The organism is Pseudomonas sp. yb_9, from assembly GCF_043103635.1.
GTDB lineage: Bacteria > Pseudomonadota > Gammaproteobacteria > Pseudomonadales > Pseudomonadaceae > Aquipseudomonas > Aquipseudomonas monteilii.
Genome location: NZ_JBICKA010000043.1, coordinates 23,832 through 40,492, shown reverse-complemented (window position 1 = coordinate 40,492; position 16,661 = coordinate 23,832). Strand labels below are relative to the sequence as shown.

The 16,661-nt window shown below is 61.2% G+C and carries 30 protein-coding genes; 2 read left to right on the top strand and 28 right to left on the bottom strand.

Annotated elements, in window-relative coordinates:
* From ACF8MI_RS11210 to ACF8MI_RS11170, 9 genes are all read right to left on the bottom strand, one after another.
* A complete protein-coding gene (locus ACF8MI_RS11210; protein ID WP_054882229.1) occupies positions 1 to 372 on the bottom strand; it encodes a hypothetical protein in 372 nt (123 codons plus the stop codon).
* Complete coding sequence (locus tag ACF8MI_RS11205) at positions 372 to 668, bottom strand: hypothetical protein (RefSeq protein WP_054882230.1); 297 nt, start codon at positions 666 to 668, stop codon at positions 372 to 374. Before ACF8MI_RS11205 ends, ACF8MI_RS11210 begins: the two co-directional genes overlap by 1 nt.
* A gap of 42 nt (positions 669 to 710) precedes the next feature.
* Positions 711 to 1,679 carry a major capsid protein gene (locus tag ACF8MI_RS11200; protein ID WP_392517523.1) on the bottom strand — a complete coding sequence of 323 codons (969 nt, stop codon included), beginning with the start codon at positions 1,677 to 1,679 and terminating at the stop codon, positions 711 to 713.
* 9 nt (positions 1,680 to 1,688) lie between these two features.
* Positions 1,689 to 2,435 (bottom strand): DUF6651 domain-containing protein, encoded by a 747-nt coding sequence (locus ACF8MI_RS11195; RefSeq protein WP_060709493.1) that lies wholly within the window; start codon positions 2,433 to 2,435, stop codon positions 1,689 to 1,691.
* A gap of 151 nt (positions 2,436 to 2,586) precedes the next feature.
* Entirely contained in the window at positions 2,587 to 3,663 is a 1,077-nt protein-coding gene (locus ACF8MI_RS11190; RefSeq protein ID WP_392517522.1) for a hypothetical protein, read from the bottom strand.
* Positions 3,663 to 5,069: a DUF4055 domain-containing protein gene (locus ACF8MI_RS11185; RefSeq protein ID WP_054882198.1), complete on the bottom strand. Its 1,407-nt coding sequence runs from the start codon at positions 5,067 to 5,069 to the stop codon at positions 3,663 to 3,665. Before ACF8MI_RS11185 ends, ACF8MI_RS11190 begins: the two co-directional genes overlap by 1 nt.
* Before the next feature lie 2 nt (positions 5,070 to 5,071).
* Positions 5,072 to 6,391, bottom strand: a complete 1,320-nt coding sequence (locus ACF8MI_RS11180) for a terminase (RefSeq protein WP_392517521.1) — start codon at positions 6,389 to 6,391, stop codon at positions 5,072 to 5,074.
* Positions 6,366 to 6,842 carry a DUF2280 domain-containing protein gene (locus ACF8MI_RS11175; RefSeq protein ID WP_060709497.1) on the bottom strand — a complete coding sequence of 159 codons (477 nt, stop codon included), beginning with the start codon at positions 6,840 to 6,842 and terminating at the stop codon, positions 6,366 to 6,368. The genes ACF8MI_RS11180 and ACF8MI_RS11175 overlap by 26 nt, the downstream gene beginning before the upstream one ends.
* A 30-nt stretch (positions 6,843 to 6,872) precedes the next feature.
* Positions 6,873 to 7,469 (bottom strand): putative metallopeptidase, encoded by a 597-nt coding sequence (locus ACF8MI_RS11170; protein WP_070086168.1) that lies wholly within the window; start codon positions 7,467 to 7,469, stop codon positions 6,873 to 6,875.
* Positions 7,470 to 7,555: 86 nt separating this feature from the next.
* Here ACF8MI_RS11170 and ACF8MI_RS11165 point away from each other — a divergent pair, with 86 nt between their 5' ends.
* Entirely contained in the window at positions 7,556 to 7,885 is a 330-nt protein-coding gene (locus ACF8MI_RS11165) for a hypothetical protein (RefSeq protein WP_060709499.1), read from the top strand.
* Positions 7,886 to 7,902: 17 nt separating this feature from the next.
* Here the strand turns inward: ACF8MI_RS11165 and ACF8MI_RS11160 are convergent, their stop codons facing one another.
* The 3 genes from ACF8MI_RS11160 to ACF8MI_RS11150 are packed head-to-tail and all read right to left on the bottom strand — an operon-like array spanning position 7,903 to position 8,869.
* The gene (locus tag ACF8MI_RS11160) at positions 7,903 to 8,334 is read right to left on the bottom strand and encodes a hypothetical protein (protein WP_060709500.1); all 432 of its coding nucleotides are present in this window, start codon (positions 8,332 to 8,334) and stop codon (positions 7,903 to 7,905) included.
* Positions 8,331 to 8,495 carry a hypothetical protein gene (locus ACF8MI_RS11155; RefSeq protein WP_023661590.1) on the bottom strand — a complete coding sequence of 55 codons (165 nt, stop codon included), beginning with the start codon at positions 8,493 to 8,495 and terminating at the stop codon, positions 8,331 to 8,333. The genes ACF8MI_RS11160 and ACF8MI_RS11155 overlap by 4 nt, the downstream gene beginning before the upstream one ends.
* Positions 8,496 to 8,545: 50 nt before the next feature.
* Entirely contained in the window at positions 8,546 to 8,869 is a 324-nt protein-coding gene (locus ACF8MI_RS11150; protein WP_023661591.1) for a phage holin, lambda family, read from the bottom strand.
* Positions 8,870 to 8,973: 104 nt separating this feature from the next.
* Between ACF8MI_RS11150 and ACF8MI_RS11145 the strand changes: the two genes are divergently transcribed.
* A complete protein-coding gene (locus ACF8MI_RS11145) occupies positions 8,974 to 9,156 on the top strand; it encodes a hypothetical protein (protein WP_023661592.1) in 183 nt (60 codons plus the stop codon).
* A gap of 1 nt (position 9,157) precedes the next feature.
* On the opposite strand, the gene ACF8MI_RS11140 is transcribed toward ACF8MI_RS11145, so the two are convergent.
* The 16 genes from ACF8MI_RS11140 to ACF8MI_RS11065 form a co-directional block, all read right to left on the bottom strand.
* Entirely contained in the window at positions 9,158 to 9,397 is a 240-nt protein-coding gene (locus tag ACF8MI_RS11140; RefSeq protein WP_023661593.1) for a hypothetical protein, read from the bottom strand.
* 243 nt (positions 9,398 to 9,640) lie between these two features.
* Positions 9,641 to 10,150 carry an acyloxyacyl hydrolase gene (locus tag ACF8MI_RS11135; RefSeq protein ID WP_023661594.1) on the bottom strand — a complete coding sequence of 170 codons (510 nt, stop codon included), beginning with the start codon at positions 10,148 to 10,150 and terminating at the stop codon, positions 9,641 to 9,643.
* Positions 10,151 to 10,362: 212 nt separating this feature from the next.
* Positions 10,363 to 10,899 (bottom strand): HNH endonuclease, encoded by a 537-nt coding sequence (locus ACF8MI_RS11130; protein ID WP_182337179.1) that lies wholly within the window; start codon positions 10,897 to 10,899, stop codon positions 10,363 to 10,365.
* A complete protein-coding gene (locus tag ACF8MI_RS11125; protein WP_182408887.1) occupies positions 10,896 to 11,441 on the bottom strand; it encodes a hypothetical protein in 546 nt (181 codons plus the stop codon). Before ACF8MI_RS11125 ends, ACF8MI_RS11130 begins: the two co-directional genes overlap by 4 nt.
* Positions 11,438 to 11,560 carry a hypothetical protein gene (locus ACF8MI_RS11120; RefSeq protein WP_259369842.1) on the bottom strand — a complete coding sequence of 41 codons (123 nt, stop codon included), beginning with the start codon at positions 11,558 to 11,560 and terminating at the stop codon, positions 11,438 to 11,440. The genes ACF8MI_RS11125 and ACF8MI_RS11120 overlap by 4 nt, the downstream gene beginning before the upstream one ends.
* Positions 11,557 to 11,916 carry an endodeoxyribonuclease RusA gene (locus tag ACF8MI_RS11115; protein WP_392517520.1) on the bottom strand — a complete coding sequence of 120 codons (360 nt, stop codon included), beginning with the start codon at positions 11,914 to 11,916 and terminating at the stop codon, positions 11,557 to 11,559. The genes ACF8MI_RS11120 and ACF8MI_RS11115 overlap by 4 nt, the downstream gene beginning before the upstream one ends.
* A gap of 79 nt (positions 11,917 to 11,995) precedes the next feature.
* Positions 11,996 to 12,298: a nuclease domain-containing protein gene (locus tag ACF8MI_RS11110; RefSeq protein WP_060709503.1), complete on the bottom strand. Its 303-nt coding sequence runs from the start codon at positions 12,296 to 12,298 to the stop codon at positions 11,996 to 11,998.
* Positions 12,289 to 12,600, bottom strand: coding sequence for a hypothetical protein (locus ACF8MI_RS11105; RefSeq protein ID WP_392517519.1), 312 nt, complete (start codon positions 12,598 to 12,600; stop codon positions 12,289 to 12,291). Before ACF8MI_RS11105 ends, ACF8MI_RS11110 begins: the two co-directional genes overlap by 10 nt.
* On the bottom strand, positions 12,597 to 13,064 hold the full coding sequence (locus tag ACF8MI_RS11100) for a recombination protein NinB (protein ID WP_392517518.1): 468 nt from the start codon (positions 13,062 to 13,064) through the stop codon (positions 12,597 to 12,599). Before ACF8MI_RS11100 ends, ACF8MI_RS11105 begins: the two co-directional genes overlap by 4 nt.
* Positions 13,061 to 13,345 (bottom strand): hypothetical protein, encoded by a 285-nt coding sequence (locus tag ACF8MI_RS11095; protein WP_392517517.1) that lies wholly within the window; start codon positions 13,343 to 13,345, stop codon positions 13,061 to 13,063. Before ACF8MI_RS11095 ends, ACF8MI_RS11100 begins: the two co-directional genes overlap by 4 nt.
* Complete coding sequence (locus ACF8MI_RS11090; protein ID WP_392517516.1) at positions 13,342 to 13,617, bottom strand: hypothetical protein; 276 nt, start codon at positions 13,615 to 13,617, stop codon at positions 13,342 to 13,344. Before ACF8MI_RS11090 ends, ACF8MI_RS11095 begins: the two co-directional genes overlap by 4 nt.
* Positions 13,617 to 13,820, bottom strand: coding sequence for a hypothetical protein (locus ACF8MI_RS11085; RefSeq protein ID WP_182337185.1), 204 nt, complete (start codon positions 13,818 to 13,820; stop codon positions 13,617 to 13,619). The genes ACF8MI_RS11090 and ACF8MI_RS11085 overlap by 1 nt, the downstream gene beginning before the upstream one ends.
* On the bottom strand, positions 13,820 to 14,581 hold the full coding sequence (locus ACF8MI_RS11080) for a replication protein P (RefSeq protein ID WP_392517515.1): 762 nt from the start codon (positions 14,579 to 14,581) through the stop codon (positions 13,820 to 13,822). Before ACF8MI_RS11080 ends, ACF8MI_RS11085 begins: the two co-directional genes overlap by 1 nt.
* Positions 14,578 to 15,333 carry a hypothetical protein gene (locus ACF8MI_RS11075; RefSeq protein WP_392517514.1) on the bottom strand — a complete coding sequence of 252 codons (756 nt, stop codon included), beginning with the start codon at positions 15,331 to 15,333 and terminating at the stop codon, positions 14,578 to 14,580. The genes ACF8MI_RS11080 and ACF8MI_RS11075 overlap by 4 nt, the downstream gene beginning before the upstream one ends.
* On the bottom strand, positions 15,330 to 15,740 hold the full coding sequence (locus tag ACF8MI_RS11070) for a hypothetical protein (protein WP_054883255.1): 411 nt from the start codon (positions 15,738 to 15,740) through the stop codon (positions 15,330 to 15,332). The genes ACF8MI_RS11075 and ACF8MI_RS11070 overlap by 4 nt, the downstream gene beginning before the upstream one ends.
* Positions 15,737 to 16,600 carry a Bro-N domain-containing protein gene (locus ACF8MI_RS11065; protein WP_392517513.1) on the bottom strand — a complete coding sequence of 288 codons (864 nt, stop codon included), beginning with the start codon at positions 16,598 to 16,600 and terminating at the stop codon, positions 15,737 to 15,739. The genes ACF8MI_RS11070 and ACF8MI_RS11065 overlap by 4 nt, the downstream gene beginning before the upstream one ends.
* Between the last annotated feature and the right edge of the window lie 61 nt (positions 16,601 to 16,661).

The following is a 16,661-nucleotide window of genomic DNA, read 5'->3' as shown; positions in this document are numbered from 1 at the left end:
TCAGCCCCTCACGATCTTGGTTTGGCCGCTGCTATTGAGGTAATGCGCCAGCAGCGCCAGGGCAAACGACTCGCCCGCGCTGATGGTGCGCGATGATTCCGCGTAGGTTTTGCTGCTGGACGCCCCGTCAGCGTTGACCGACTTGGCCAGCACACCGGTTTCCTTCCTGCCGTAGATGTTGCCCGCCGCAGCCTCTCGGGCGATCTCGGCGCCTGCCTGAATCACGTCATCCGGTACCGGATCTAACTCAGGCAGGCCGAGATTGGTGAGCCAGGTGTTGGCCATCAGCACCGCCCGGGCCTTCTGGTCGGCGGGCGCCCAGGTTTGCCCAAGCAGGGCGTCTACCTGCTCGACGGTGATGTAGATGGTCATTACTTGGCCTCGCCCAGCAGCTTCTGGAGGTCTTCAAGGCTGGCGTCAGGGCTGAATTGCACGCCCTTTTCGTTCAGGGAGGCATGCAGCTTTGCCTTCAGCTCGGCTTCTTCGGCAGCCTTCTTGTCGGCCGCGGACTTGCCAGCCTTCGAGCCTTTGGCCTCCTTCAGCGGATCCGGGTGTTCGTAGTCATCGGGCGCGAAGCGCGCATCGATGATCTTGTACCCCTTCTGCCGCAGCTCGGCTTTTCGCTCAGGGCTGACCGGGTGCTTCTCGTAAATCACTTTCTCGCTCATGGCGATCTCCTGGGAAATGCGCCCCGAAGGGCGCGGTACCGATTACTTGGTGGCGTCGCCGATGGTCAGCACGCCAGCCGAGGCCTTGATGCTGTTCGCCACCAGGTCCCAGTTGGTGCCGGTGGACAGTTCGGCGTTGGTCGGCGACTTGCCGCCGTTGGCGGTGTCCCAGGTGTAGCCCTTGAGGCCCAGGCCGAAGGTGTAGTCGGCCTGCATGGTGGTCTCGATACGCTCCTTGCCGTTGGAGGTCTCGATGTTGGTGATCAGGTCGGAACCATCCATCACCACCGCGGCGCCGTCAGCCAGACTGAGCACCTTCTGCTTGTTCGGGGTGCCGGCCTCGTACAGAGCCGGCGCGTCGGTGATGATCACGGCCTTGCCGAGGATGTCGACCACCTGCACGCCGGAGAACTGGAACAGGCGCTCGGCGTTGGCGAGGTTCTGGCCGACCAGCTTGTGGTACATGGCGCCGGTCATGACCTGGGCCACCAGGCGCTGCGAGGCGTCACCGAACAGGGCATGGGCGTTGTTGATCGCGACGTAGGTCACACCAGCGGTAGCCGAAACGTCGTTGGTGGCGCTCGGCTGGTTGCCGATGGCGCCAGCCAGGGCCGAGATGGCGGTGTTCAGCTGGTCCGCCATGATGGCTTCGGACAGGTTGCGGCTGATCACTTCCAGCGCTTCTTCCGGATTCTTCTGGATCCAGGAGAGCTGGGAAGGCTCCCACAGGATCGGGCCGAAGCCGCCGGCGATCTTCACCGAGTCGTACTGCTTCTGGGCCAGCGGGGTGGACGCCTGGACGCCGTTGGCGGCGTAGCGGTCGACACGACGCTGGGCGCCGTGCAGGCCGGCCCAGAACGATTCCTGCAGGAAGTCGCCGTCGATGCCCTGGGTGGTCAGGCGGATGGCGCCGGCAGAGGACGCGTTGAACTTCTCGACATCCTGAGCCAGGGTCTCGATGGTGGTGCGCTTGAGGTATTCGTTGAATACCTTCATGTTCGAAAGGGCCATTGGGCCTCCTTATTCGCTTGCGGTCAGGCCCTTGATGGCTTCCAGGCGTTCAGCCTTGGTGCCACCAAAGTTGCCCTTCGTGGTTTTGTGCTGGCCACCGCCGTTCGGCGCGCCGCCGCCATTGGCGCCGGAGCTCTTCAGGATGTGGTCGCGATGGGGGTACTGCGAGACGAGGGTTTCGAGCGCTTCGTTGAAGTCGGCCAGTTCACCCGGGCGAGCGCGGCTGAAGATCTTCTGGCCTTGGGTGTCGTACGCGACGACCTTGCCTTCCTCGATCTTGAAGTTGCTGCCGAAGGCGGCCTGGACCATGTCAGCGGGAACAGCCATCTTCTCGGCGATGAACTGGGAGCGTGCGAAGCTGCCGCCGATCTTCTCGGCATACAGCTGCTGCTCGAAGGTCTGCGCCTTGCCGTTGGCTTCATCCAGCTGGGTTTGGAAGGCCTTGCTGATTTCGCCCTTAACCTTCTCGATCTCGCCGGCATCCACCAGCTTCTTGGCGTCGAGGTTGGCGACGATCTCCAGGGCTTTCTTGGCGGCCGCAGCATCTTCGATGCCTTCGAACGCCTTCGCAGTCTTCTCGAAGCCGTCCGCGCGCTCGCGGTGCGACTTGGCTTCGGCATTCAGCCGGGTGATGGTGTTGCGGGTGCCTACGGCATCGAATGCGACTTCCTTGCCATCGTCTTCGACGTAGACAGGTTTGCCATCTTCGATCACCGCGTACTGCTTGCCATCCACTTCAACGGTTTTGAGTTTCATCTCGTCTCTCTGGGCCATCCGGCCTGTTGGTGAGCCATCCGGCCCCAGGTCGCCCCGTCCATCCGAACCGCAGGCATGAAAAAGCCCCGCACTTGGCGAGGCTCTGGAATTGCGCGCCACGGAATGGCGCATTTGTGTTTTGTGGCGCGGGCTACAACAGTCGCTCCCGCAGCTCGTCGAGCGTCAGGAACTTGCCCTTGTCGTTGTAGAAGTCCTGCAGCTTCAGCTTGTCTTGGCGCAGCAGCTTCCCCCGCTCCGGTCCAAGGATCTCGTCCTGGCGTGCGGCAGGTTGGCGGGCAAGCCATTGCGCATAGGTGGTCTGCTGCGGCACCTGGCCATCCATGCTCGCCCGGGTCGCCGCGTCGCTGATCCCCAGCGACAGAGCGCTCTTGAGGATCGGCAGCTTGGTCGAGCGGCAACAGAAGTGAATACGGCCAGGGCCGGCGAGCCACGGCACCTTGTGCCCGATGGGCCGGTAGGTGCCCAGCGTGTACGGCAGGCGGTCACGGATTCGGCAGGTCGTCGATGTCCGGTTATCCAGCGTGCTCAGCCACTCAACATGGCTGATTATGTCGCTGTTGGCCTCGAACGCCTTGTCGCTGGCCGTCTCTGCTGTGCTGGATACTGCCGACCGGACAACCGCCTCCACCTCCCGGCGAGACTTCTGCAGGATGCCATCAGCGTACTTCTCAGCCTTGGTACCCATGATCTGCCTGACGATCTCCGGCGTCGTGCGTCCTTCAAGCACGCCAGACCGCACGGCATCGCGGATCGAGGCAGCACGGTCAGCCTCAATGCCGGCCATCCACTCGCTGAGCAGCCGCCCCTGGAAGGGCCTTGCCAGCGCAATGGCGCGTACCTGACTGAACTGTGCCACGGCAACCGGGAATCGCGCCTCCACAAGCTCAGGAACAGCCGCTGTAAGCGCAGCGGCCTGAAAGGCAATCTCGTAACTGGCCACGCCGTCGATGACGCCTGTGAGCGCCTGCTGCAGGCTAAAGAGCGTCGATTGATTGATCCGCAGCACGGGCGCCAGAGCGGCATCGATCGCTGCAACGGACGCGCCGGCATCCAGGCTGTCGATGGCAGCAATGAGCGCTGCCCGCAGCTCAGGGTCAGAACTGTTCAGGATCCTGATGATCGCCACGACCTGGCTGTTGCTCAGCCTGGACAGGTCAACCTCATGGCCGATCAGCTCATCTAGCAGCTTCTCGTTGGCCGTCTTCATCACAGCGTACCGAGTGCCGGGCCCTGGGCCTCAATCTTCGCCAGTTCCTCTTCCCAGTCGTATTCGTCGCTGATCACGCCGCGGCGCTGCATCTCGGTGAATAGCGTCTCCTTGCTGATCATCCCGGCATTGGCCATGGATACAAGCGTCGGCAGCGACACCTCTGGCATGTAGTCAACATCGAAATTGCCGCGCATCTCGACGGTTCCGCCATCGCCCAGGCCGCGATAATCGGCCATGAACTGGAGCAACTGGGCCAGGCAATCGCCGAAGTGGTGCGCCATGCGCGCCAGCGGGGACAGCTCTTGTGCCGCCTCCTCTTCCGCCTGGGTGGCGGTCTTGGTGGACGATTTGTCCGGAGTCAGCAGCTTGGCCCCGGCCATGCGCATCTCGTTGATCAGGTCCTGCAGCGCGGTGCGGCCCGACTCAACGGCCTGGCCGGTGTGCTCGACGTACTTGAGGTCGCCATCCTTGGGCAGATCGGTCAGCTGGCCTGTGCCCACTTTGAATTCTGGCGGGATCACCTTCCCCTGGTTGTCGTACTGGGTCTGGATGCCGATGCGAACCAGGATCGGGACGCGGATCACGTGAAGGATGTTGTCCTGGTCGCTCTGGCTCTGCCAGTGCTTCACGTTCAGGTGCGCCAACTCAATCAGCGGCGGCTTGGCCGTCATGAAGCCGGTGCGGCCGGTGTAAAAGGTGACCCATGGGATCGCGTCCAGGCTATTGGTGCCCTCATCGTGCTGCTCCCAGGTACCGCCATATGCGGCCTGCTTACCGCGCACGGCCTTGGCCGACCTGCGATAGGTTCGCCAGGCGCCAGGCTCCAGCACGCGAATCTGCTCGACGCACTTGGCGCCGAACTCGCCATCTTCCTCCTCGACAACCTCGATGTAGCGGATCATGGTCAGCACGCCGCCCTTGGAGCGCCAGCCCAGAACCTGCTCAGGCCTCACCATCACAACGTATGGGCGCACACCGGCGGCCTGCTCATCGGCCTGGGTCTTCAGCTCGCCCGCCGGGGGATGATCGACGAAAGCATGGCACAGGCCGTGGCTCAGCCCCTCGGTGAAGAAGCCAACAGCCCAGGAATTCAGGTCGTTGCCGGCGTGATCGATGTCCGTGGTCATCTGGACAATGGCCTCTGGCACATCGTCACCAACCTGCAGCGGCTCGGCGAACACTCGGGAGGTCATGTTGCCCACGGTCTCGGAATACGCCGGCAGCAGGGTCGAGAGGCGCAGGCGCTCTTTGTAGGCCTCGTCGTCTTCGGCTGGGTACTGCGGCAGCAGGGTCTTGCCCGCCGCGCGCATCGCCATCGTTCCACCCATGAGCGGCGAGATCACGGCCCAGTAGGCGCGCATCGCGTCGACAGCGGGAAGCGTGATGCTCGGGTTATCGCTCATGGTCACATTCTCAGGGATTGGCTTGTGGTCGTCGCCACGTTGATCGGGTAGCGCTTGGCGATGAAGTAGCCGGCGGCGTCGTTCATGTGGTCGTGCCCCTTCTTCGGGTCCTTGTCGGGTTCGCCATGCTTGTCATAGGTCTGCCGCTCGAGGCACAGGGTCAGCTGCGGGCACTGGTCCATGTTGACCTTCAGCCGGCGCTCGCCGTAGGTGTTCAGCAGCATGGCGTTGACCGAGTTCACCCGGTCTTTGACACTCGGGTTCTGGGTATCCACGATCACCGTGAATCCAGCCTTGCGCAGCAGGGACAGGTCGGACTCGCTGGCGTTCTTGCTGCTTGTGTTCTGGCCGCTGGCGTCGGGATAAACCGCAACGCCGTGGCCGGGGAACCTGGCCTTGATCTTCTCGATCATCTCCGGCGTGTCGCGCACCGAATGGAACTCATCCAGCGCCAGGGGCAGTCCATCGCGAACGACGTAGACCACCGCTGCCATTTTCATGACGTTGAAGTCCATGCCGATGTGCAGGGCCTCACCTGGCTTGATGCGCTCGCTTGTGCGGCTCTCGCTGCGACTGAACGTGTAGTAGACGACGCCGGCATAGTTCTCGAAGCTGGCTTCGTACTCTTGCCGGAACGTGCGCGGGTCCATCTTGCGGCGTGCCGCGTCCAGCTCTTCAGCCGGTACGTTTCCGCCCTGCAGCGATGTGTAGAGCCAGCTCTTGTGGTCAGGCTCGCCGTCAGCCTGCCCGTCGCGGTATGTGTCGAAGCAGTGGTTGAAGCCCTTGGGGGTGCCGATGCGCAGCGCATGTCCGCCCTTGCACTTACCGACACCAGGCACAAAGTACTCGCAGGTGGACAGCATCGGTCGCAGGACTTCTTCCCAGGCAGCCCACTTACAGTCTGCCCATTCGTCCACCAGGACGAAGAACAGGCCTGAGCCGCGCAGGTCGTCGTAATTCTCCAGGCCCACGCAGCGGATCAGGTGGCCGCTCTTGAGCGTGATCAGCATATCCGACTCGTTCGGCTTGCACTCACGCCACTCTCGCGGAATGGCCTGCTTCAGTCGGCGCCAGAACACTCGGCGAGCCTGCTTCTGCGTCGGGGCCGCGTACCAGATCTCATCCTCAACGCTCACGCCCCACTCCGCAGCCAGCCGGGCCGCACGACGCATCTCGGCCTTGCCAAGGAAGGTCTTGCCGAACCGCCGACCACAGACCGCATCGCGGAAGCGGGCATTACGCTGGAAGCCCCACACGTAGATGTTCGCCTGCTTCGGCGTCAGCTTGACCGGCGCCTCATAGGTACGGGGTAGCGGGGACATTCTCATCAGGCTCCAGCTTGTACTCAGCAACAGCGTGCTGCTGGTCCGCCTGGGAGCCCAGGGGCTTGTCGGGTTCAATCTTGCGGTTGACGTACATGTCGCCGCATTCCTTGGCCGCCTGCTCGTATAGCTGAGCGGTCAGGGCCAGGTTGCGCATTCCCTCAGCTTTGTCAGCCATCCGGTTCAGTCCGCGCAAGCGATATGCCTTGTTGGCGATCGGTATTGCAGCGATGTCCTCGCGGAAGCGCTGGCGAGTGTCCTCGAACAATTGCTTCCACTTGGCGGCCAGGCCTTTGCCCGAAACCTTCGTGGGGTCGTGCGACTCGATCTGCTGCCTGGTGATAGTGAGGCCGAATTCCTTTTGGACCGACTCGGCCACCTGGGAAGGCGTATCGAAGCAGGCCAAGGCCTGAATCACGAAGACCTTCACCTCACTTGATAGGGCTGCCATAGGCTTTCATCCGTCCAAACCTGTCCAAAATCAGGCCGACTTGAGTAGACAGGTTCCGCAGGCCCTCGAAATGTTGATCTTGGCCACCTCAGGCGGCCGGCTCGCAGCTTCGATCAGCTGCTGTACGTCGTGGCTTGGCCCATACCGGCGAACTACCCCGACGAACTCTTCAACGTCGTGTCCACGCATCTCAAGCTTGGGCATGCCGTCTTGAGTGAATGCCGGGGCACCGTACTTATCGAGCTTGTGCCCGATGTGGTACAGCTCATGCTCTACCAGGGCGCAGAATTCAGCCTCGCTACACTGGGCGCAGTAGTCGCCGGCCAGAGTGATGAGGAACTCCGGCTCTTCGCCGAACCAATCACGCATCTGCTGCTCTTGTCGGGCCTTCTGCCACCCGCCTGCACGAATCATCAGCTGCTCGGCCTGGCCCAGCACTGAGCGCCCCTTCTTGTTGAAGGCAGAGGACGCCCACAGTACGCCGACATTGGCGTCGATGAGATGGGAGTGCTCGGGGTTGTGAATGCTGCCGGTTTCGGCCAGGACCTCGCGCTTTATCCACTCCCATACCTCATGTCCTGGTGCAAGTATCAGGAATGGCGACTCGAGTAGTTCGGCTGGTGGCATTGGCCTGCTCATGAGTCACCTGCAACTTGAAATGATGGCGCGTTGCCGGTATTGGTAGCGAACAAACTCAACCAGGGAGCCTGAGCATGGATTTCGAAACAGCTGATATCGATATCAACCAAGGATCAGAAAGCCACGTAAGGCTCTCTTCAGTGCCTTTCCACTTCAACCCAGGCGAGCGCTCTCTCTACACCGGCGCTGATGGGTCCGGCGGAGTTGTTCAGCGTGCCGGCTGGCTGGGCCTGAAGACGGAGCCTTTCAATGGCTGGCTCTTCGCTCACACCATTTCGCTGACTGGCAACAGAGGCTCCGACTTTGTGTTCGAGGTGAAGCGGAACTTCAACACTCCGCTGCAAGATGGCGAGTGGCTGTGGTTCCCTGCTTCGCGTCACACGGTCGAGCCATACCGCGGCTGAGTCGCTGAGCGGCAGGATCAGAAGCCCTTGATGGTCATTACCCTGATCTTGCCGCCTGTGCTGGTATCGCGCTTGGCAGCCATCTCGACGGCCTTCTCAGCGGAAGCCCCCATATCCATCGCAGCGAATGCGTATGGCGTTCCGCTGCCGATGGCATACGGCCGATCAGGCTTGATAGGCGACTTCCAAAGCCCGGTGTCGTCATCCACGGCAACCATCATCAGGTTGCCGCTATCCAGGACGATTGCCGAGGCGTCGACCTTTCCAGCCGGCGCAGTCCCGAAGTAGGCCCCCACCAGCGCGTCATAGTCACAGAGGGCGCCGGACAGGAAGAACTTCACCCCATCGCGCTCAATGCACTTGTCGCAATCATCGTCGGTGATCAAGTCGCCTCGGGTCACGCGGGAGTCGTAGGCGATCACGCCATCCTTGTAGGCGATGGTGGTCATTCAGGGTGAACCTCGATCTCGATGCCGCGGCCCACCCAGTAGCTGACACGCTCCAGGCATGGCTCACGACGGGTCAGCTGTGCCAGGGCCAGAACACCGGCCAAGTAGTATGTCAGCCACCACCGCTGGCGGCAGACGACATGAGCAGTTACCGAAGCCATTGGCCATTCCTCGCGCCACGAAACGGCGCATCTCCAATTTGTGGCGCGGGTTAGGGCCCATCGACCTTTCGTTCAGCCCAGCGTTTGCCAAGCTGGCGAGCCTGCTCAACGCCAAGCACGCCGACAAAGCCAGCGGTGGCGAACGACCAGGCTATGCTGAGGCCGAATTCCTTCACAGTCAGTCCGACCACCATCACGATCAGCGCGCCAAGCGTTGCCTCGATTAGTTGGCGGACTGGGCGGGTTTCCTTGCCGTCGTACTGAATACGCAACCAGGTCAGGGCGAATGTCAGGCCCATCGCCAGGCCGTTCTCTCTCAGGGCTGTCAGTACAAGCACCCAGAAGGATGGGTCTTTCTCTGGCATATGGGCCATCTCGATTCCTCCCGTTGCGGGGAGCTATGAATAAAAAACCCGCACAGGGCGGGTAGTGGCTTCGTGCTATGTTTCAGGGTTCTCACACCATGGAGTCACACAGCATGAAACCGGAAATCCAATCAATTGGCTTTGATCAGGCCTGTATGCGGGTATCAGTCAAGGTCAACGACACTTTGAACATCAATGTGACCTTGCCAATACCGCCAATTCAGTACGAAAACATGACAGTCGCTCAAGTCCGTGACGCGGCGATTCAGCACGCTAAAAACCAACATCGAGACTGAGTCAGCTTCCGCTGTAGACTTTGCTCTGCAAGTTGTCGATTTGCGCTTGCAGGGCATCAACCTTACCGCCAAGCGCAGAATCGGCCGCGACCCTAGCGGCAACTTCCGATTGGATCAGCGCGGTGAGTGACTCTACCCGAGAGGCTAGGTCGGCCGCCTGGGCTTGAAGTCGGGCCAGCATGGCGTGTACCACATCAACACTAGAGCGCAATGACGCGATGGCTTCGTTGGTTTCGGACATTTGCTAACTCCAGATACGAAAAAGCCCCGGCAGATACCGAGGCTTGGAATGGGTGCGGAGGGCCGGTGCTTACCCGGCTTGGTGGCCTGGATCGCTGGGCCACATACCCCAGACTCTCACCGCGTAGCCGATCAGGGAGCGCACGGCTTTGATCGACGCCACTACCGACTTAGCCCAGCTGCCTGAGCGTGTCATCCGCATAAAAAAGCCCGCACAGGGCGGGCAAAGAGGGATCGTGCTTTTTTAAATCTGGTGGCTGTAGAACAGCGAGTACGACTCGATACCGTCGTTGGGCTGCTTAATGCCAGCGTTGGAGTAGTGAATCGCTCGGATGCCAACCTTCTGCGTCTCGCCGATCTTCAAGCCCGCACCGATGCGGTCTTCGAAGTTGAAGGCCGAACCAAAGTCCTGGTCACCTGCGGACGTACCAGAGAAGACCGCCAGGCCGATGCCAGCCTCAACGAATGGCTTCACGTTACCGCTGCCGAACTCGTAAACGAAAACTGGCGCAAAGGACAGCGAGTGAGCGCCACCGGAAGCATCTCCTGCTTCCCAATAGGTATACCCAGCATCCCAGTAACCGGTTAGACGGCCAGTACTGGATTCAAACCAGCTTTTGTCCCAGTTAAAGCCAACGCCTGCACGCGCCGTAATGCCGCCTTGACTTGTCGCACCCAGCGCACCGGAAAGCTCAGCTGCTCCGGCAGACGCAGCAAAAAGGGACAGTGCTGCAGCAGCTAGAACTGTTTTCATAATCACGGTCTTCCATGTTTGTTTAGTTAGCAACCTATCAGAATCATAGCGCCATCAAAACGTTCCGTGCTACACAAAAAAAATCTGACCTCGCCAGAGGTGGCGTCGGGCCTCTTGAGGGCCTCTTCGGGCAATAAAAAACCCGGCGCGGTGGCCGGGTTCTATTTGTCATCCTCAAACACGCAGGAATGACAGGATGGAAGCAATACTGATCATTTGATCATTAAATTGCAAGCCTCTTCTGCGATATATCCATGAACACCATGATTTGCGAACTCACCATGCGCTTCGATCCTGGCTATGCGTACGGCTTTTTCTGCCTCTTCCTTGGTCTTGAACCGCTTCATAAAGACAGGCTTGCGATTTACCGCCACCTGCGCAGTCCAGCTCCCTCCGGAGAAACTAACCCCTTTGACTCCTGACTTATTGCTAGCAGGCGTCTGCGAGTTGTGGGCGTTCTGTGCGGATGTAGCTATGCGTAGGTTGGAGATTGCATTGTTCAGCCTATCCCCGTCCTTGTGGTCAATCAGGCCAGCAGGCCATTCTCCATGCACGTAGAACCATGCAAGTCGGTGAGCGAGATATCTTTTCCCGCCGACGCTCACTACCTGATATCCAGAATCATCAACGACATAGCCCACCAAGACCCACTTATAGCCCTTACGCTTTGATCCGACCCGCTTCTCAAAAACGCCAGCCATACGGCTGTAGTGGTATCGCTCCTTGAGCTTTTCGTGCGTGATTGTCATGCGGCGTCTCCAATCAGCAGCCCTTCCACCTCCAGAATGCGCTGAGCCTCAACCAGGGCATCGTTTACTTCCTTCTCCAGGGCTTTCCGGATCTCGTTCCGCCACCGACGAAGAGTCGACTCAGGACGGCCATCGTTGTCCCAGTTCGACATGTCGTACCACGCGGCTGGTAGCACGCTGGTGCTGCGCTTCCCATCCACGCCTGGCAACTTGGGCATGGCCCAGGTCAGGATGGCACAGTGCCGGAAGCGCTTGGGCGCCGGCGACCTGTGCAGTCGGGTGATCTCCTCGATGGCCGCGTGCTTGCGGTCGATGTGAGTCGAGTACTTCGCCACCAGGTGACGCCAGTGCTCCTCGCTGAGGTTCTTATGCAGCCGGCCGAACACCCAACAGTCCATGAGGAATGCCGCCTCCTTGCCGATGATCTCGCCCTTCTGCTTTGCCGCCTGAACCTTTGGCTCGAAATCGCAACCGCCGGCGCTTTTGATCGTCTCGGCCGCCAGGGCGCGAACGACTGCCGATACCACGTTCTGATAGCTCACTGTGCGTTCTCCTTCTTGCGGCGGGATTGGATGCTGTTGGCGCGCATAGCGCACCAGGCCGAAATGATGGCCATAGCGAGGAGAAGCACGCCGGCCGTGTCTGTGATGGTCCAGATCATGCTGCTGCCCCCATTGGCTTGATGTGGACGCGCACAGCGCCGCCCTTGATCGTTTCCTTGCTCACCCTGATCTGGGTGGCAAACACGTTGTCGTCGATGCCCAAGGCATCCGCCAGGCCGTCACGACCCGCCTTAAACATCGCCAGCAGGTTGTCGTCGTCGCGCCGGCGCCGATCGGGCGGCACGAACTCGAGCATTAGCAGCGCGTCACCTTCAGGCGCCTGGATGCCCGCTTGCCTGGCCAGGAGAAAGCAGGCGTAGCGATAGGTCTTCGCCGCCTTGCTCTTCCTGGTCCAGTGCACCCGGGCGTTAGGGCTGCATGCGGCCGGCGGCCACGGTAGTGTCAGCTCCATCACGGGTGCGCCTCCATGGCCCATAAGGCGAACCCGAGCAAGGCACAAACTGCGAACACGGCAGTGATGATCATGGCGTCCTTCATGCAGCCCCCTTCACAGTCAGAATGCCGGCCCGAATCAGGGCCTCATGTGTCTCAGCGATTGCCCTGGGCATATCGGACCAGTCAACTTCTCCTTTCCCGCGGCCGTCGAGCACGTCATGACAAGCGCTGCAGGCGTATACCGCCACGGTGTCGAAGCCCTTCATGCCCATGCCCTTCTGCCCGCAAGGCAGGTGAGCCAGCACGGTGGTCTCCGGGTTGAAGTTGCAGGTGCCGGGGATGCGGACGGTGCAGTCCTGGCCGCGGGCGCTCTCACGCACCTTCTTGCTGACTACGCGCACGGTTCAGCCTCCTTGGCTTTCTGCTGCTCGGGGGCGAAGTCGCCGCGCAGAGGTGATAGCCGCTCAGGCAATATCAGGTCGATTCCTCCGACATCCACGTCGCCCATCAATAAACCTTGGGCGTAACACATCCACGCAGACCGATCGCTGACGTTATGGAGCCCGCGACCACATGGCATTGGAACTGTTTCGCCAGGCATGACAAGGCGCAGAAGCTCGACGCATCGGCCTACATTAGGGTTGTCTTTACGGGGAGACGCGATTACCAGCGCCAGGTCGCCCGGCTTGAATTGATGGCTCATGCCGCCGCCTCCCACTGCTCGGGCATCTGCCCTTTCGGCTCGCTCCAGCGCACACCGCGCTCGGAGCCGAACACGTACATGCACTCGATCACGTCGCCCAGCTCAGCCACGGACATGCGCCGGGTACTGACACCAAGCATCACAACGCCGCCGTTGATGCCCGATGCCATTCGCACCTCCTGGCGCGCCGCAGCGGTCATCAGTGCCTTCCAGTCCTCGCTATCGAGCTTCTGCATGACACCATTCACCGGCCATTCAACTTGGCGCGCGATATCGGCCAACATGGCCCAGAGCTTCGCGTTCTGCTCCAGGGTGCGACGGGACTTCACCGGACGGACAATGATTTCGATGGCCCCGGCCACGGCAAGCTCGGTTGCAAACAAGTACGCCAGCCGGCACACGTCACGGACACGACTCGGGCCCGATGACCAGTAGTGCCGAGGTTTTGCGATTGCCTCGGTCATGGCCTCACCTCGCCCACCAACGATTCAGCCTTCTGGTCAGCGCGCATCACGTGCTTAGCGCGTGAACAGTCCAGATTGCCGTAACCGCTGACGCTGTACCCGATCAGCTGCATGAGCTGGGAACGGTCATCCTTTTCGTAATCGCGCATGGCGATCTCATTCAGGCCGAAGCCATGCTTCTGGCAGAGATCGAGCATGTCGCTGATGATCTGATTTGCCTTGAAGCGGATAACGCCGTCGGCCGCTACCACAACAGGCTGCATGGGTTGTCTCTTGCTCATGGCGCCACCTTCAGGCCCTGGGCCTCGATCGCCTCACGACGCTCCCGAACGTAACCATCGATCTCTGCCTGGAGCTCCACCAGCACAGCCTCGCGGCTGGCCTGCCAGCAGACCCAGTGCTCAACAAAGCGCTCGTACATGGCGACGGTGCAGAGCTTGAGGTGGAACAGCACGTAGCGGGCCTGCTCGGCATTCCAACAGGCCCCCTCAGGGACTGGATAGCGCTGTTCGAACTGCTCGCGGCTGATGTCGCGCATCTTGTTGGTGTCCATCAGTGCTTCTCCTTCTCGATGCGCGAAATGAAGCGGACCATCAGTACCGCCATCAGCAAAATGAAAGGCCCGGGGCCGATAGCGAGGAACCAAAACCCACTCACTGGCCAGTCAGCAACCAGGTCGGTCACCCACATGCACCACTTCCCGATCACAAAGGCCGCACATCCCACCAGCCACGCAATTACAAGAACCTTGGCCATCACAAAGCCTCCCCGGCCGGCTGCCCGGCGCGCTTGATGTTCAACTTGGCCAGCAGGTGTGCACGGCACGCGGCGGCGCTGGTTGGGATCTGCTGGATCTCCAGCAGGCGGGCCTGCTTCTGGCTGGCGTACTCGTCGGCCAGCTCGACCATGCTCTTCTGGCTGTCGTGGCCGATGCCGGTGGCGATGTCGCCCAGTGGCTCGCCGGCGACCAGCATGCGGATCGTGATGTCATAGGCCCGGGCGAATACCTTCTCGGCCCGCTCCACCTCCATCGATCCCAGGTTCTGCGCCTCGCACTGCAGGGCCGCGTGGCGCACCGCTGCGTGAGTCCAAACGCGCGACCCTGCCCTGCTGGGGTGGAAGTTCTCCAGCGCCTCTGCCAGGGCCCGAGCAAGCGGCGGAATGCCCATCTCCTCCGGGGTCGGCTGGCACAGCTTGATGAACTTGCCGCTGCTCGGGGCGAAGTCGGTACCCAGCACCCGGCACTTCTGGATGCCGAAGCGGATCTGCTCGAGCGTATTGATACCTGCGGCGACGAAGGACTTGATCCAGCTGCGCTTGGCAGCCTTCAGGGCTTCGTCATCCGGCCAGGCCTGCTTCCACGCTGGGAAGATGGCCTGCAGTTCCTTGAACAGGGCGTTGACCACTTCGGTGGTGCCCGGGTCGAGCTGCTTGGCCGGGGCCTGGACATCGGCTGGCAGGTTGCGGGCCGAGGCCATGATCTGCGTCACGCTGCGCAGTTTCGGTTGTGCGCTCATAAGCCCCCCAGGTCATCAGCCCAGCTGGTGTCGTTGAAGTCGGGGCCGCTGGCCGGGCGGCGGGATGCGAACGGGGCGGCGACTGCCGGCTGGGGCAGTTCGTCTTCCCAGCGCTTGCCGTTCAGCCAGGTCGAGGCGTGCGGGATGAACTGGCCGCCGTCCTTGGTCCAGTCGGTCGACACGGTCCAGGCAGCCAGCGCCTTGGCCATCAGGTCGAACAGGTCAGCGGTGACCTTGATCTTCGCCCAGGCCTTCTTGGCGTCGGCCTTGCTCACCTTGCGCGGGTAGAGCGACCAGAACCGTTCGAAGTCGACCAGCTCGCTTTCGCGAGAGTCAGTCCTTACTCCCTTCAGTCCTTGCTTACCTTCAATACTTACTAGTGTCGGATTTGCCGGATACGGCTTAGCCGGAAGCGGTTCAACCGGATACGGCAAAGCCGGAAGCGGTGTTTCCGACACGACGTAGTGGGTTTCGCCCAGCAAACCGGACTCGCCACGGTCCTGACGGCGCTGGACGTAGCCGGCGGTGATCAGTTCCTGCAGAAGGCCGTACACGCCGTCACGACCCGTCGGCTTCGACGACTTGGCGGTCTCGTTGCGCAGGTGGGTGACGGATACGGCCCAGTGGTCTGGCTTGCCCAGCAGGAAGACCAGCAGGCCACGGGCAGCCCAGCTCAGGCGGCCGTCCTCGCTGATCGACTTGTTGAGCATGTAGAAATTGGCCTCGGGGCGAGGCGCGCGGATGATGCTCATTGGCCGCGCTCCTTTTCCTTCTCAGCGCGACGCTTCTCCCGGTGGGCATACACCTCTTCCAGGCCTTCCTCGATCTTGACCACCTCGCGGTCGAAGTAGGCCTGGGCCTGGGTTTCCTCTTCTGGCGGGAGCTCGCCCGGGCCGACCAAACCGTTCCAGATCCATTGCATTGCCGCGTCGGAGCCCTTCCCGTGCCGCCACTCGACCACAGAGGCACGCATGCCGAGCAAGTAGCGCCCGAACAGCAGGTCCATTTCCTTCACCAGCATGCGCAGATCTTGGTTCTCGGTCGTGAGCCGGTCATAGGCCTCTGCCATCACGACATCGGGACCGTGCGGGTCGTAGCCGATACGATTTCCGTCCTCTGAGAGCATGGCGACGACCTTGTAGCGATGGACTTCGCTCATGCTGCACCCCGCACTGCCTTGTCATGGGTGTGCAGGCCGTCCCAGTTCTTCTTCATGGGCAGCTCGCCGGCCAGGTACAGCTCGTACAGGCGCACTGCGCCCTTGCGCAGCAGGATCGGCGTGTAGCTGATGAACGCCTCTTTCCCGTGCGGGGTGATCTCCTGCTGGTGCTCGGTCATGTACTTGTCGCGAGCATAGGCGGCGACGCGGTACCGGGTTCCGGACTTGCTCTCGTTGTAGAGCCAGTTGCGGCCTTCGAGGAAATGGCCGACCTGCATCACGTTGACCCCATTGAGGCCCTTGCAGAACTGAACGTGGCTCATGCCTTCCTTGAACAGGTTTTCCAGGTGGTCGATCTTCTTGGCCTGGGCCTCGACTTGGACGGTGAGCAGGACGCGGGCTTTCTCCGACTCCAGGGCCATCTGGAGGATTTCCAGCTTGCTCAGGTCGGCAGGCTGGGCCGGGGCGGTGTAACCGCCAGTTTTGCGAATGCTGGGCAGTACTTCGCTCACCACCCACTCCTCGAAGCGTTCGGCTTGAGGCATCTTCGAGCGCATCACCAGGCGGTAGACGTCACGTTCTGGGATGATGTTTGCCGAAGGACCCAGGGTGAACGAATCGTTCACCCCCACCGGGCGCGGGCTTTTGCAGTGGTCGCGCACTGCTTTCTGTGGATTGGTGTAGCCAAGACGTTCGGCAACGTCCCTAGCAGAGAACCAAGGCTCACCATCAACTAGCACGACACGGACGTCGAAGCCTTCGAAACTGAACAGGTTCACTGTGCGCGCCACAGAATCGTAGTTCGCGTTTTGTGGCGCGAGATTCGATGGGGCTTGTATACTGATGTCCTGCGGATGCATAATTCACCTCAAGAGTTTTATGTGAAGCAGAGAGCCGGGGCGCAATCCCGGCTTTTTTGTG

Excerpts from the sequence above, each read along its gene's own strand:
- ACF8MI_RS11210 (WP_054882229.1), bottom strand. The coding sequence starts at position 372 with ATGACCATCTACATCACCGTCGAGCAGGTAGACGCCCTGCTTGGGCAA.
- ACF8MI_RS11205 (WP_054882230.1), bottom strand. The coding sequence starts at position 668 with ATGAGCGAGAAAGTGATTTACGAGAAGCACCCGGTCAGCCCTGAGCGA.
- ACF8MI_RS11200 (WP_392517523.1), bottom strand. The coding sequence starts at position 1,679 with ATGGCCCTTTCGAACATGAAGGTATTCAACGAATACCTCAAGCGCACC.
- ACF8MI_RS11195 (WP_060709493.1), bottom strand. The coding sequence starts at position 2,435 with ATGAAACTCAAAACCGTTGAAGTGGATGGCAAGCAGTACGCGGTGATC.
- ACF8MI_RS11190 (WP_392517522.1), bottom strand. The coding sequence starts at position 3,663 with ATGAAGACGGCCAACGAGAAGCTGCTAGATGAGCTGATCGGCCATGAG.
- ACF8MI_RS11185 (WP_054882198.1), bottom strand. The coding sequence starts at position 5,069 with ATGAGCGATAACCCGAGCATCACGCTTCCCGCTGTCGACGCGATGCGC.
- ACF8MI_RS11180 (WP_392517521.1), bottom strand. The coding sequence starts at position 6,391 with ATGTCCCCGCTACCCCGTACCTATGAGGCGCCGGTCAAGCTGACGCCG.
- ACF8MI_RS11175 (WP_060709497.1), bottom strand. The coding sequence starts at position 6,842 with ATGGCAGCCCTATCAAGTGAGGTGAAGGTCTTCGTGATTCAGGCCTTG.
- ACF8MI_RS11170 (WP_070086168.1), bottom strand. The coding sequence starts at position 7,469 with ATGCCACCAGCCGAACTACTCGAGTCGCCATTCCTGATACTTGCACCA.
- ACF8MI_RS11165 (WP_060709499.1), top strand. The coding sequence starts at position 7,556 with ATGGATTTCGAAACAGCTGATATCGATATCAACCAAGGATCAGAAAGC.
- ACF8MI_RS11160 (WP_060709500.1), bottom strand. The coding sequence starts at position 8,334 with ATGACCACCATCGCCTACAAGGATGGCGTGATCGCCTACGACTCCCGC.
- ACF8MI_RS11155 (WP_023661590.1), bottom strand. The coding sequence starts at position 8,495 with ATGGCTTCGGTAACTGCTCATGTCGTCTGCCGCCAGCGGTGGTGGCTG.
- ACF8MI_RS11150 (WP_023661591.1), bottom strand. The coding sequence starts at position 8,869 with ATGGCCCATATGCCAGAGAAAGACCCATCCTTCTGGGTGCTTGTACTG.
- ACF8MI_RS11145 (WP_023661592.1), top strand. The coding sequence starts at position 8,974 with ATGAAACCGGAAATCCAATCAATTGGCTTTGATCAGGCCTGTATGCGG.
- ACF8MI_RS11140 (WP_023661593.1), bottom strand. The coding sequence starts at position 9,397 with ATGTCCGAAACCAACGAAGCCATCGCGTCATTGCGCTCTAGTGTTGAT.
- ACF8MI_RS11135 (WP_023661594.1), bottom strand. The coding sequence starts at position 10,150 with ATGAAAACAGTTCTAGCTGCTGCAGCACTGTCCCTTTTTGCTGCGTCT.
- ACF8MI_RS11130 (WP_182337179.1), bottom strand. The coding sequence starts at position 10,899 with ATGACAATCACGCACGAAAAGCTCAAGGAGCGATACCACTACAGCCGT.
- ACF8MI_RS11120 (WP_259369842.1), bottom strand. The coding sequence starts at position 11,560 with ATGATCTGGACCATCACAGACACGGCCGGCGTGCTTCTCCTCGCTATG.
- ACF8MI_RS11105 (WP_392517519.1), bottom strand. The coding sequence starts at position 12,600 with ATGAGCCATCAATTCAAGCCGGGCGACCTGGCGCTGGTAATCGCGTCT.
- ACF8MI_RS11100 (WP_392517518.1), bottom strand. The coding sequence starts at position 13,064 with ATGACCGAGGCAATCGCAAAACCTCGGCACTACTGGTCATCGGGCCCG.
- ACF8MI_RS11095 (WP_392517517.1), bottom strand. The coding sequence starts at position 13,345 with ATGAGCAAGAGACAACCCATGCAGCCTGTTGTGGTAGCGGCCGACGGC.
- ACF8MI_RS11090 (WP_392517516.1), bottom strand. The coding sequence starts at position 13,617 with ATGGACACCAACAAGATGCGCGACATCAGCCGCGAGCAGTTCGAACAG.
- ACF8MI_RS11085 (WP_182337185.1), bottom strand. The coding sequence starts at position 13,820 with ATGGCCAAGGTTCTTGTAATTGCGTGGCTGGTGGGATGTGCGGCCTTT.
- ACF8MI_RS11080 (WP_392517515.1), bottom strand. The coding sequence starts at position 14,581 with ATGAGCGCACAACCGAAACTGCGCAGCGTGACGCAGATCATGGCCTCG.
- ACF8MI_RS11075 (WP_392517514.1), bottom strand. The coding sequence starts at position 15,333 with ATGAGCATCATCCGCGCGCCTCGCCCCGAGGCCAATTTCTACATGCTC.
- ACF8MI_RS11070 (WP_054883255.1), bottom strand. The coding sequence starts at position 15,740 with ATGAGCGAAGTCCATCGCTACAAGGTCGTCGCCATGCTCTCAGAGGAC.
- ACF8MI_RS11065 (WP_392517513.1), bottom strand. The coding sequence starts at position 16,600 with ATGCATCCGCAGGACATCAGTATACAAGCCCCATCGAATCTCGCGCCA.